The organism is Nostoc cf. commune SO-36 (assembly GCF_023734775.1).
Taxonomy (GTDB): Bacteria; Cyanobacteriota; Cyanobacteriia; order Cyanobacteriales; family Nostocaceae; genus Nostoc; species Nostoc commune_A.
The window spans coordinates 6,647,670-6,660,887 of record NZ_AP025732.1; the positions used below are offsets into that span (position 1 = coordinate 6,647,670).

Below are 13,218 nucleotides of genomic sequence, written 5' to 3' on the forward strand. Positions count from 1 at the left end.
CGATAGCGGGGCGTTTAGCCCATTCTGGCTCCTGACTCCTGAATTCTGCTTTGATAAACATTTTTAATGTAATTTCTAGTTTGATTAATCGTTACCAATGAGATTAACGATCGCTGTAGCTAAATCCACCGGATCGACGGGTTTAGGTAGGTGTTTTTGAAATCCGGCTGCCATTGCTTGGTTATAATTAATTTCTCCGGCATAAGCTGTCAACGCGATCGCCGGAATTTGCCCGCCTTTGTCTGGCGGTAATTTTCTGATCTCGCGCAGTAACATATAGCCATCCATCACGGGCATTCCAATATCGCTTAAGAGAATATCTGGCTTTAATTGCACTAATGTTTTCAGCGCTTCATTTGCTGATTCAACTGCTGTCACGGTTGCGCCATATTGTTCTAGCGCAAAGCTAAAAAACTCTCGCACATCAGCTTGATCGTCTACAAGTAGTATTTGCACTCCCGCAAGTAGTGTGTCGTCAGTACTGATTTCTGCTTGAGAAACTTCACCACTACTTATTCGCTCAGAATTTTTCAGCAAAGGTATGCTGACTGTAAAGGTAGCCCCTTGTCCTTCTCCTGGACTATCTGCCTGAACTGTACCACCGTGAAGTTCTACTAGATGGCGCACAATTGCCAGTCCTAATCCCAGTCCGCCAAATACTCTGGTTGTTTTACCATCTGCTTGCCGGAAGTAATCAAAGACGTAGGGCAAAAATTCCGGGTTGATTCCTTTACCTGTATCAATTACCTGGATTTGGGCATTTAAGCCAACTTGCTCTAAACGCACTTCTACAAGTCCTTCTGTGGGTGTAAATTTAACGGCATTGGAAAGGAGATTCCACATCACTTGTTGCAAGCGATCGCTATCGCCGAGAACTTTGCCGATATCATTACTTAACACCGTCTGAATTTTAATTGATTTGGCTTCTGCTGCTAAACGCACCGTTTCTAATGCAGATGCGATCGCTACTTTCAAATCCACTGCATAGAGATTTAACCTGACCTTACCTTGTAAAATCCGCGAAACATCAAGTAAATCGCCAATCAATTGGGTTTGTAACTTGGCATTGCGCTCGATTGTTTCCAATGCCCGGATTCTAGTGGCTTCGTCGAACTTGCGGGTTCTGAGTAACTTTGCCCACCCTAAAATCGGATTCAAGGGAGTTCGCAGTTCATGGGAAAGGACAGCGAGAAATTCATCTTTAATCCGGTTGGCTGTTTCGGCTTGTGCCCTGGCAGTTTTTTCCGCTTCGTAAAGTTGAGCGCGAGCGATCGCTTGACCACACTGCTGTCCCAGTGTCAACATAAATCCCCGGTCTTCTTCGTTAAATATTTGGGCAGTAGTAAAACTTAATCCCAAAGCCCCAATTACTTTACCTTCTACTATCAAGGGAATGGAAGCCCAGGCATTATTCGCTATAACAGTCACAATATCTGCTAAGTCGGGATATCTAGCAATCATGGCTGCTAAATTTTCTAAAAAATCGGCTGCCCAGTTCTGACTGTCTCTGCTATTTGGTTAGGTGCTGCGATCGGAAAACTTGTCGAAGTATTTATGAGCGTTTGCGGATAGCCAATTGCTTGCACAACTTTTAGGGTAGTATTTCCTTCAGTAAGTAAGACAACGGAACCACCAGTAGCTTCCAAGGCGGTAATCCCTTGATTTACAACTACATCAGCCACTTGTTGGGGAGTTAGTGCTTCCGAGAAGGCAGCAGTTATTTTTTGTAAAAGTATCGTGCGATTGACAGACCTTTCAGCCGCCTGTTTTGCCCGTTGAGTTCTTGATAGAGTCTGGCGTTGTCGATGGCTGTGGCCGCCCGACGAGCAATATCTTCTGCTAAAGCCAAATCTGTTTGTTGGTAGTACCGTCCCGACTCGGCTGTAAAAAAGGAGATTGCTCCAAATAATTGCCCACGAGAACGTACTGGAATCACCATTAGAGAACGAATACCCAGACTTTGCAGCAATTTTAGATGTTCGTTATCTTCAGCCATCTCTACCAGATGAGAATCAGATAATTCAAAGTAAAAGATAGATATTCCTAGCCTTAGCTGGCGTACAAGCTGTTTAGCTCTGGTTTTGGGTCGATAACGCCGTCGGATTTCGTCTAAAGTATTTAGTTTTGTGGGGTCGGCAATTGCGATCGCAATTTGTTTACTTGACCAATCTTGCTGGAAAACATCTACAATACACCAGTCAGCCAAGGTGGGAACTGCCAAATTTACCACATTTTCTAAGGCAATTTCATAATCTAAAGACGCAGCTAGTAAGGTGCTGGCTTCGACTAAAAAGTTTTGGGTTGCTTCAACTCGTTTGCGTTCACTAATATCCTCAATAATGCCCAATGCATACTTTGGTTGTCCGTTAGCATCCCAAACGGCTGATGAAGTTAAATTTACCCAAACTATAGAACCATCTTTGCGGATGTAGCGTTTCTCTAGGGAATAACCACTAATTTCTCGTGCCAAAACTCGCCGAGCATTTTCCCAATCAACTTCTAAGTCGTCAGGGTGGGTAATTTCCTGAAAGTTCATTTCAATTAGTTCTTCATGGCTATAGCCAGTAGTTTCGCACAGAGCCGAATTAATTTGCAGAAATTGTCCATCCAAGCCTACTAGAGCAATGCCCACAGCTGCCTGATTGAACATTGCTCGAAACTTTTCTTCACTTTCCCGCAAGGCTACTTCTGTTTGCTTTGCTACTGTCACATCTGCCAAAATAATCCCAATTCCTACGGTTTCACCCATTGCGTTTTTGACTGGGTAATAGTTGCCTAGCCAGTAGCCGTAACTTTTGAGTTTTCCCTTTGTCTCACCGCTAATTTCTACATTCAGCTGGGGTTCTCCAGTATCTAACACGCGCTGTAAGTGGATCTCAAACTCAGTAGCCATCGCTGGCAAAACTTCGCTAAATTTGCGTCCTAGATGTTCTTCGATGGTCAAACCGTTAATATCAGCGAAAACTTGATTAATTCGGATATATCGCCGTTCCCGATCTAAAAAGCATACGGCAACAGGAGCAGCTGCGAGTAGGGAATCTAAAAGAGATAGAGATTCGGCATAATGGATTAAAGCTTGGTGGATATCTCGATAAAGTCGGGCATTTTCCACCGCTAAAGCAGCACGATGGGTAATATCTGTTGCTAAAGTTAAGTCAGTGCGATCGTAGCGACGGTCTGATTCGGCGATAACAAAGCTAATGCAGCCGAGAACTTGTCCTTGGGCGATTAAGGGCACAATCATCAAAGACTTCATCCCCAATTGCCGAAAAAGCTCTAAGTGTTCCTGATTTTGAGTACTTGTTACTAATAGCGAGTCAGATACCTCTGAGATTAATTCGCTTTGCCCCGTTTGCAATACTTTATTAATTGCATTTGCACCCTTGCAATCTATTCCATATTGCTGAAGTTTACGCGCTAACTCCGCTTTCGATGAGTCTGCATGGGCAATAGGTAAGCGACGAATGGAACCATCTGCATTTAAAATATCAACGCAACACCAATCAGCCAGCTGGGGAACTGAGATTTTGGCGATCTGTTCTAAGGTTTGTTCATAATCTAGGGAAGTAGAGAGTAAACTACTAACTTGAGCAACATAACGGAATCTTTCTTCTGCTTGCTTGCGCTCTGTAATATTTACACCTACACAGGTGATACCATGAATGCTATTATTTACATCCCTTAGTGGTTCAACTAGCAAATCATAGTAACGGTCTTCTCCACGAATTGTTAGATAAACCTCTTCACGGGTTGCAATACCAGTCTCCATTACCTTCAGCTTAATTGCGCTCAATTGCTCTGCTACTAAGGCTGGAAATAATTCATTCATCAGACTTACCTAACAATTCCTCAGCAATATTTAGACCTTGAAGATTATGAATCCACTGATATCGCAAATCACGATCCTGCTGAAAGATCACGATATCTGAATTACTTAACGCTAATCGAAATCGCTCCTCACCAACTCTTAGCTTCTGTAGATTTTCATCAGCCCGCTTTTTAGCAGTCTTTAATGCCTCACATAAGATACTGACGAGCAATCCCTGTAATGCAAATAACCCAATTCGCGCAGAGTTTGATAAATCAAAACTTAGCTCATAAGCTGGAGGGAGAAAGAAGTAATTGCTCAGTAATGCAGACAACGAAGTTGCTAACAGCCCTGACTTCAAGCCACCATACCAACCACTCACCATTACAGCGCTAAAAAATAGCAGGAAAGGAGTTCCCCCCATTCTTAACCACGGGTCTAGCATCAGCATTAGCACTAATGCAAGAGCGACAATTAATACAACAATGCTGTAACGCGCTAATTGGGAATAATTAATATGGGCCATGAAAATGTTTTGGAATAAGCAATACTTATTGCAGAGGCTCTACATACCGTAAGCTAGTTTGTAAATTTTGGTAACTTATCCACGGATAGATTTTTATTTTGTTTTAAAAACCTCTTTTGCTAGAAGCGAATTCCTCAAAAATATTGTATGGTCAGGAAAAGTTATTGTTAATTGTATAAAAAGTATTTAAAGATACTGTTTAATCGTCATTTATCACTATGTCATTGCGTACCGCCAAGGGCGGAACCCGTAGGGTACGGAGCAACGCGGAGTGAAGCAATTGCAAGGCTTTTAAGCGATTTACCTTTTGTAATATAGTTAGATTTATTTGTGCCTACCTACTTAAAGCAAAAACCATAGCTTTTTCGCAGTAGTCAATAAAATTGGCTCAGATTTATGAAACAGTTTTTTTTACAAAAATACTTGGTATAGGTACTTTTGTCTAGATTAGTTACTACCACAAAAAAAACTGTCATAATTACAATCAAGCAAACAATCACTTGAGAAATATATTAAAAATAGTGATTCAATAATTTCTCTCTGCTCAAGTATTAAATGCTATTAGAAATTGAAATATTTTTATGCAAGCAACAATTTCAAAAAACGTGAGATAGCTTTTTGATGTATTTTCTTCGTAAGTTATGGTTGAAATTGTTAGGTTTTATGTTGAAAATAACGGTATTTATTTTTGTAGTGTTGTCCATGTTTTATATTCTATTTTTCAAAGATTCTGGCACGTCTATGGTTTATATGCTTGGTGCAATAGTTTGTACACTACTATTAATAAATAATAAACTCTAATCTCTGGAACTACCCATATTAGAATCACCGGAGCATCTATCAATTTTAAATTCATTGAAAAGCAAGTTTAGAAAAGCAAGGGAGGAAGAAAAATTATTAGTAAATAGCTCTTTCTTCCCCTGCTCTCTGCGGTGAGAATATCTCAAAGTAACTTGAAGCCGAGGTTATTGAGGGCTTCACGTAAGCGATCGCGTCCTCTCAGTGATTCTACGGTTGCGATGCGTTGGGATGAGTGTTCTGACCAATCGCCAGCAATATTCATCTTTTGTTCAGTATAAAAGTCTTTGATGATTTCGTTGTAGTGAGCGATCGCTTCCTCTTGCTCTGCCAATTTATAGGTTTCACGGTGCAGCACGTCTGACTGGGGCAACCTTGGCTTAATCGCTGCTTCTACTTCCGGATTTGGATAGCCAACACACAGCCCAAATACAGCATACACAGAGGAGGGCAAATTCAATATCTCTGCTACTTCTTGGGGGCGATTCCTGATTCCACCGATATATACTGTTCCCAAACCGAGTGACTCGGCTGCTACTGTTGCGTTTTGCGCCGCCAAAGCTGCATCAACTGTTGCCATCGCAAACATTTCCAAATATTCCAGTGCATCATGAGATATGCCGCGACTATCAGCAACGTAACTTAGACGCGCCAAATCTGCCAACCAAACCAAGAATAAAGGCACTTGCTTAACATGTGCTTGGTTTCCTGCTAGCTTAGATAACTCCTCTTTGCGCTGTTCATCTTCTACTGCTACCACACTCCAGGTTTGCAAATTAGAAGAAGTAGACGCAGATTGGGCGGCTGCAATCAACAACTCCAAAGTTCCTGGTGGTAAAGAATCAGATAGATAAGACCGAATTGAACGGTGAGATAGTAGTGCTGTTAGAGAATCATTCCATTCAATTTGGGGATTGAAGGGAATTTCACCGTAGCGCGAGCGCAGAAGTTCTGTAGGATTAGTCATAATCAATTTCCAGATTTACATTTCAAAAGCTGTCAGATGTTTGATCAAAGAAGAATTCAGAACTCAGGAGTCAGCATTCAGTATAAATTCGAGTTTCAATGAGGGGTAGCGAGTCCGCCCACTCTGTAAAGAAGCAAGCTACACGCTGTGTCTAGTAGAGAGCATCTGAATATTGGCTAAAGTATTCTGACTTCTGAATTCTTATTCAAATTAGTATCAAAACATACAGCACTAATCTAGCAATTCGGGTTCTTCGCGTACAATTCTGTCGTAAAGAGGCTGGAAGCTGAACCACCCGCTTATATGTGACCCCACTTGAGTTTGTGTTAAACGAGCTGTTTCGTGTTTGATAATAGTAGGTCTACCCGCAGCTTCTGCCAGGAGTTGGCCTTGACACGATCGCTCCAAGCTAATATACCAAAAGGCAGCTTCATCTACTGTATGTCCTACAGTTAAAATACTGTGATTACGTAAAATTATGGCTTTGTTTGGCCCCAAGGCTTGCGCCAGTCGTTCACCTTCAGAAGTTTCTAAAACAACACCAGTGAAATCGTCAAACAGCGAATGTTCTTCATAAAAAGCACAAGAATCTTGAGTCAAAGGGTCAAGGAGACGACCTAAACTAGACCAAGCTTTACCATAAAGTGAATGGGCGTGAGCCGCCGCAATTACATCAGGTCTAGCTTCATGAATCTGAGAATGGATGGCGAAAGCAGCTCGGTTCACCTCAGCATTGCCTTCAACTACTTCACCTTCTTTGTTAACCAAGAGCAGGTCAGAAACTCGGATATGACCGAAGTATGTACCAAATGGATTGACCCAGAAATGGTCTGTAAACTCTGGATCGCGAGCTGTAATATGGCCTGCTATTCCCTCGCTAAACCCAAACTTTCCAAAAAGGCGAAAAGCGGCGGCGAGACGTTGCTTGCGGTGGAGGCGTTCGTCTTCAACTCGCTCGAATACAGGGGGTTGTGGTCTAATGTAGGACATATTCTATTTCTTCTTCTTTACAGGGGGCGTTGGAATATCCAGAGCGAAAAGATTTAACGCTGTGAGATTCTAGGATGAACTGGTGACGCAAAACACAACCAGTATCATTACCCAGGATATGGATGGATACAGATGCGCTCTGGGATGTGGTTTTAACGGCGTGGATATCACCATCTGGGGGTAAAAGGCGGTAGATATCCCCTGGTTGGAGCAATCGCACTTCAGTTACTTGTAATTGTGCGTGTCCTTCCGCTTCACCCACTATCTACACGGCGATAGACTGTTTCTTCTTGATTGCCTTTATATAAACCAATCAATCCCCAGGCTAGATGATCGTGGACAGGAGTTGTGGAACCTGGGGGAATCACCAAACTAAATACTGACAGAGAACGGTCTTTAGCGCGATAAAGCAACCACTGACCAATACCGCCACCCATCTTGCTTTCAGGATTCACTTGGGCAAACTTTTGGGGTAGCCATTCCTGTTGGGCAAGCAGTTCTTGAAAATAGGGTTCTAATCTAACGAGAGTTTGGGTGCGATCGTCAACAGTACTAGCGCTAATTTCCCGCACTGTTGCGACAAAGGATCGTACTTCCTGGCTCTCAATAAACCATTGGTCTTCTGGTAATGGTTCCAATATGGTGTGCGTCATCTATTAATTCCTCTGGTTAGGAGACGACTAAGATTAACTAAATTATTAATTTGTAATTCGTAGTTAAGAATTCAATTACGAATTACAAATTACGAATTATGAATTACGAATTATTTTAATGCCAGGATGAATCTTGAAGCCAAGTTGCTCAAGTTTGAGATTAGAAAGAGACTCCTTTAGAATAATAGTAAAGGGATATCGCTGGAAGACAGTAGCTTTACCTTGTGACAATAGCAGCCTAGCATGACTGATGCGTACTGGATACAAGGGTTGTTGGTTGGCATCGAGAATGAATACTTTAGTCATTCATTAAATTCCTTACGAATAAATGTTGTGAAGGACTACCAAAAATCAATCATTCAAATCTATAGGGTGAGTTAATAAGTACGACACTATCTTGATTTAATCTGTCACAGTGCTTTATGCTTCTGGCGAATTCACCCTATAAGTTGGATATTTTATAATATTTGGAACTCCCTAAGCGACAACAGTTGCTTAAAGGTCAACTCCAGTACTCTCGTCTTTACCGACTTATTAGGGATCTCCAAGGAATAAATTATCCAATATTGTGGGGTAGTCTCACAATCAGTAGTTGGATATTTTTTATTGGAAGTCTCTTAACTGTGATATTGGTTTAATAAATACTGTAATTCAGTCGAATAAGCGGTGAATTTACTACAAGCAGAAATTATCATATACAAATTTAAAAAGCAATAGGCTAGTTGGGGCGTACAGATGTACGCCCAGGCGTTAGGGGCGCACATCTGTACGCCCCTACCACTGCATTAAAACTACCGCAGAGATAATCATCTCTGCGGTAGTTTTAAGCTAACGATTATTAAAGTAGAACAAAAGGAGCCAAGCCTAGCTTAATTTGCTACATTCAGTTCTCTCCAATTCTAGAAAGTATTGAGAGTTCTTGGGCTAAGTTAACCCATCGCTGTACTACACTCAACATAAAATTAACCCGTTGCTCAAACTCTAGCTTTTTGATCAATGCAACAAATTCATCTGTTTCACCAGGTAGCTGATAGTCGGATGGCATTTGAATGACGCTTCCATTGTCCATTCCTTGTGCCAGCAGCAACCAAACATCTAATTTGGCATTGGGGCTTAGAGCATTATAGCCTTGGGTAATATTGTTAGCTGCACCATTAATAATGTCGCGTTGTGCTTGCAGTTGCTCTTCTTTAGACAAGTTCTGTATTTGGTCAAAGACTGCTTTAGCAAGACTTTCAACGCTTGAAGGAGGTGTCGGGTTTAGTTGCTCTTTAAGATCCAAGTAACCGAACCAAAGTAGGGCTAGCTGAGTATCTACATCAAAGCGTTGAAAAGTTTCTAAAGCTGGTCTTGTTGCTTCATCAACTGTGTAAGTCATAAAAAAGTCCAACTATCGTTTTGGCTATTTTGATTTCGTCAGTTTTTTAACTGAAAAAATTTGCTTTCAGTACTTCATATAACTTAACGAACAAATCCAGATAGATAACCCTACTTAGGGTAGGTATAAGACTCATTACATAGGACAGATATAGATAACTGAAGTTGCTAGTTACAAAAATGCCTGTTTTGGTGTATGGGAAAGTTAAGTAACGTCTGTGACTGTAAGCGATCGCTTGAAGGGATTCGTGATTATAATGCGATCGCGCTTCTACTGCTACGCTAAACTTAATGTCACCCCAAAACTTGCCCTCATGTCCGCCACCAAAGATTTTGACCTCCCAAAAGATGTAATATTTCCTCCAGGAGACTTATATAGTGACGAACCGCCCTTGGAAAGTGAATTACATCTACGCCAAATAATTCTGCTATTACAATGTTTGGAATTGTGGTGGCAAAATCGCAATGATTTTTATGCTGCGGGTAATCTGACAATTTACTACAGTCCCCGTCAGCGTAAGTCAGAAGACTTCCGGGGGCCAGATTTTTTTGTCGCCCTGGGGTGTGAACGCAAAGTTCGTAAAAGTTGGGTAGTATGGCAAGAAGATGGCAAATATCCCAATATCATTGTCGAGCTTCTGTCTGAATCCACAGCAGCGATTGACAAAGGTTTAAAAAAACAAATTTTTCAAGATATTTTTCGCACTCCCGAATACTTCTGGTTTGACCCAAATAATTTAGAATTTGCTGGGTTTATTTTAGTTGGGGGTACTTATCAACCCATAGAATCTAACCCTCAAGGTTGGTTGTGGAGTCAGCAACTAAGTTTGTATTTAGGTGTTCATGAAAATAAATTGCGTTATTTCACCCCAGAAGGGCAGCTAATTCCCACACCTGAAGAGCTTGCTCAACAACAGACGCAACGTGCCGAACAAGAAAAACAACGTGCTGAACAAGAAAAACAACGTGCTGAACAAGAAAAACAACGTGCTGAACAAGAAAAACAAAGAGCCGATCATTTAGCAGCAAAACTGCAAGAACTAAATATTGATCCAGAAAACTTTTGAAGAAGAATTCAGAAGTCAGAATTCAGGAGTCAGAATAAAGACGCTCGAATACTCGCTAACGCTACGCTATCGCGGACTCGCTCTAAGCGAAGCATCCCGAAGGGTATACGCTGCGCTATCCGCCACTCGTACAGAATTCATTCTGTTAGCGGTAGCGGGGCGTTTAGCCCCATTCTGACTCCTGACTCCTGAATTCTGTTCGATAAAAATTGATCATGCCTAAATTTTATAGGTAATGAATACACGAACTGGCAGTAAAACCAAAGCGCAAGTTTGGGTAGTGGAAAATGGTAAAATGCGATCGCGTTTAGACCAACTCACCACCGAAGAACCTTTAGAAATTCGCCTCGCCCCTTTTCAGAAGACGGTAGCTGTAACTATGCGGACACCAGGGGCAGATTTTGACCTCGCTGCTGGTTTCCTCTACAGTGAAGGAGTCGTTAACCACAGAGAAGATATCCGACGTATCAGCTACTGTGTGGATGAATTAGTAGATGGTGAGCAACGCCATAACATCGTCAATGTAGAACTGCGGGATGGGTTGATTCCAGACTTACAGCCTTTGGAGCGTCATTTTTATACTAGTAGCGCCTGTGGGGTGTGTGGTAAAGCTAGCCTTGAGGCTTTGCGTTTGCGGGGATGTCCAGTAATTCCTTCTGGCCCAACGATAACACCTGAAATCATCTATAGTTTGCCAGACAAACTCCGCGCTGCTCAAGGTATCTTCACAGCTACAGGAGGTTTGCACGCTGCGGCTACCTTTGATGCACAAGGACAATTGTTAAACCTGCGTGAGGATGTTGGGCGACACAATGCTTTGGATAAATTGATTGGTACAGCTTTGCTTAGTGACGAGTTACCTTTAAATAATTGTATTGTGTTGGTGAGCGGACGCTCTAGTTTTGAGATTTTGCAAAAGTCTACAACTGCTGGAGTTCCCATTGTCTGTTCTGTTTCCGCTCCCAGTAGTTTGGCGGTGTCTGTCGCCAAAGAATTCGGGATTACTTTAATTGGATTCCTGCGCGGAAAACGGTTCAATATTTACACTGGTTTGCAAAGAATAAATACTGCTTAAGAACCGAGATGTGATATGTTGCACACTTCAGGGCTACGGTGTACACACAAGTCCTAAAAACCTTGACTTTCCTCGTTGCATTCATTGAGTCTCTGACTCAATATCTAACTGGAGGCAGCAGCCCCTAAATCAGGCATTCCCATGCAGAGCATGGGAACGAGATCAAAGGTGCAGGGCGATGCATCAAAGGTGCAGGGCAATGCAACAAAGGTGCGGGGCAATGCATCAAAGGTGCGGGGCGATGCAACAAAGGCGCAGGGCGATGCAACAAAGGTGCAGGTCGATGCAACAAAAGTGCAGGTCGATGCATCAAAAGTGCAGGTCGATGCATCAAAAGTGCAGGTCGATGCATCAAAGGTGCAGATCAAGAGACTTGTGTATACACCGTAGGTTTATTTGTTAGAGGTGTTGTTTCTTAGACAAGTTTTTTAATATTCTGCATGGCTAAAGTAGGAGTAAACTACGACATAGTTTACTTGGTAATACTGAGCAATGTATAGAAATACTAAAAGATTTGCTGCTATTTTTCTCTTGGTGTTTTCTCTGATTGTTTCTATCAACTTTGCTGCGATCGCTCAAGATACTTCAGGTGTCCCTTCTGTGAATTTTGCATCGTCTCGCGCTTGTTATGTTCCTGCGACTCTCAGAACGGAACGAGTCATTGCTGATAACGATCGCAGCCAAGTTAAGATGGGCGATCGCATCAGGGTAAAAGTTAAAGGATTGTCAGCAGCAGCCACAAGTGCAACGCCTAAAGGCAATTCATTTGATCCTCGCCAATTAGTGTTGTACCTCAATGGCTATCAGCTACAGGAACTCCACGGAGAACCAGTTAGTATCATGGAGGAGGGTGAAAATCAAAAGCCAACTCTTAATAATGATTGGTTAGCCTTTAAGCTTGAACGTAATGATGTATCTGAAACTGCGTGGAATTCGCTGCTTGGTGGAACAACGAAACCCAGTATTGATGTCATAGTTGGGGTAGGCTGTCCCGGAAAAGTGGAGATTCCGGTGAGCGATCCTTTGTCACCTCCTCAATTAAAAATAGTTCTGTTCTCATGGCGATTTTGGCTGTGTCTGCTTCTCGTTATAGCTATTGTCTTGATATTTATTAGGTATGGGCGAGACAGCCTACGTAGCCCTGGAATAGAAGGAATTTACTCTAAAAAAGAAGTAATCAATGGTCAGGAAAGGTTGATTACAAAAGGATTTATGCCTGAAAAGGAAGCTCGTTCGGGAAACTGCTAAGTTTTTTCTGGGTTCAAAAGAAGAGTATAGAAATCCCTTCAGCCTCTCAATATCTCAACTCGCTTTCTGGACATTTCTAATTTTTTCTGCTTACCTAATTATCTATGGCATAACAGGAGATTACACCAATATTTTAACTGGACAGTCACTAGTTTTATTAGGAATTAACTCTGTAACTGCATTTGGTAGTTCCTTAATTGATGGGCATGGTAATGAAAAAGAAAGAAAAGGTAGTCAAGGCATTTCTAAAGGGTTTTTCACCGATATCTTATCGGATATTAATGGTGTAAACTTTCATCGGTTCCAAACATTTATTTGGACAGTTGGCATCGGACTATTTTTTGTTTGGGAGGTAATTAAAAATCTGGCAATGCCAGAATTTGATGATACACTTCTGACGCTACAAGGAATCAGTGCCGCAACATATCTTGGACTTAGAGGGCAAGAGCATCATGGGATGACAAAAGATCCAGAACCTATGTCTGGAGAAACCAACTTATCTCAAGAAGTGCTTACACCAGAAGACGATCGCACTGCAACTAATACTTTGCCAAGCTAATGAAAGAAGGTTTGTAGTCAGAACTTTACTTTAGTGCTTATACCAATTCTTTATGAAGTTGCATAGAATTAGATCCTCCCTAGACCCCCTTTTTAAGGGGGGAATTCAAAGTCCCCCTTAAAACAATACGGTTCAGTTAAGGCTAAAACT

Annotated in this window: 11 protein-coding genes and 1 pseudogene; 5 read left to right on the forward strand and 7 right to left on the reverse strand. The window is 41.8% G+C overall.

Translation table 11 applies throughout. The annotated features are described in order from the left end of the window. Positions 1-84: 84 nt before the first annotated feature. The 7 genes and pseudogenes from ANSO36C_RS29965 to ANSO36C_RS29995 all read right to left on the reverse strand — a co-directional run bounded on the left by ANSO36C_RS29965 (position 85) and on the right by ANSO36C_RS29995 (position 9,120). Positions 85-4,334, reverse strand: a pseudogene (locus tag ANSO36C_RS29965) (PAS domain S-box protein). 943 nt (positions 4,335-5,277) lie between these two features. Next, complete coding sequence (locus tag ANSO36C_RS29975; protein WP_251957723.1) at positions 5,278-6,099, reverse strand: NADPH-dependent oxidoreductase; 822 nt, start codon at positions 6,097-6,099, stop codon at positions 5,278-5,280. Positions 6,100-6,330: 231 nt separating this feature from the next. Next, positions 6,331-7,089: a class II aldolase/adducin family protein gene (locus ANSO36C_RS29980; RefSeq protein ID WP_251957724.1), complete on the reverse strand. Its 759-nt coding sequence runs from the start codon at positions 7,087-7,089 to the stop codon at positions 6,331-6,333. Then, entirely contained in the window at positions 7,076-7,351 is a 276-nt protein-coding gene (locus tag ANSO36C_RS34600) for a hypothetical protein (RefSeq protein ID WP_323374540.1), read from the reverse strand. Before ANSO36C_RS34600 ends, ANSO36C_RS29980 begins: the two co-directional genes overlap by 14 nt. Continuing rightward, complete coding sequence (locus tag ANSO36C_RS34605) at positions 7,344-7,742, reverse strand: cysteine dioxygenase family protein (RefSeq protein ID WP_323374541.1); 399 nt, start codon at positions 7,740-7,742, stop codon at positions 7,344-7,346. The genes ANSO36C_RS34600 and ANSO36C_RS34605 overlap by 8 nt, the downstream gene beginning before the upstream one ends. A gap of 96 nt (positions 7,743-7,838) precedes the next feature. After that, positions 7,839-8,048: an RRXRR domain-containing protein gene (locus ANSO36C_RS29990; protein WP_251957725.1), complete on the reverse strand. Its 210-nt coding sequence runs from the start codon at positions 8,046-8,048 to the stop codon at positions 7,839-7,841. 577 nt (positions 8,049-8,625) lie between these two features. Further along, on the reverse strand, positions 8,626-9,120 hold the full coding sequence (locus ANSO36C_RS29995; RefSeq protein ID WP_251957726.1) for an orange carotenoid protein N-terminal domain-containing protein: 495 nt from the start codon (positions 9,118-9,120) through the stop codon (positions 8,626-8,628). Positions 9,121-9,433: 313 nt separating this feature from the next. Between ANSO36C_RS29995 and ANSO36C_RS30000 the strand changes: the two genes are divergently transcribed. The 5 genes from ANSO36C_RS30000 to ANSO36C_RS30020 all read left to right on the forward strand — a co-directional run bounded on the left by ANSO36C_RS30000 (position 9,434) and on the right by ANSO36C_RS30020 (position 13,068). Beyond that, complete coding sequence (locus ANSO36C_RS30000; protein WP_251960479.1) at positions 9,434-10,186, forward strand: Uma2 family endonuclease; 753 nt, start codon at positions 9,434-9,436, stop codon at positions 10,184-10,186. Positions 10,187-10,421: 235 nt separating this feature from the next. Then, positions 10,422-11,261 carry a formate dehydrogenase accessory sulfurtransferase FdhD gene (fdhD, locus tag ANSO36C_RS30005; protein WP_251957727.1) on the forward strand — a complete coding sequence of 280 codons (840 nt, stop codon included), beginning with the start codon at positions 10,422-10,424 and terminating at the stop codon, positions 11,259-11,261. Between the two features lie 141 nt (positions 11,262-11,402). Continuing rightward, positions 11,403-11,651: a hypothetical protein gene (locus ANSO36C_RS30010; RefSeq protein WP_251957728.1), complete on the forward strand. Its 249-nt coding sequence runs from the start codon at positions 11,403-11,405 to the stop codon at positions 11,649-11,651. A gap of 102 nt (positions 11,652-11,753) precedes the next feature. After that, positions 11,754-12,509: a hypothetical protein gene (locus ANSO36C_RS30015; protein WP_251957729.1), complete on the forward strand. Its 756-nt coding sequence runs from the start codon at positions 11,754-11,756 to the stop codon at positions 12,507-12,509. A gap of 370 nt (positions 12,510-12,879) precedes the next feature. Further along, a complete protein-coding gene (locus ANSO36C_RS30020) occupies positions 12,880-13,068 on the forward strand; it encodes a hypothetical protein (RefSeq protein WP_251957730.1) in 189 nt (62 codons plus the stop codon). Positions 13,069-13,218: the final 150 nt, after the last annotated feature.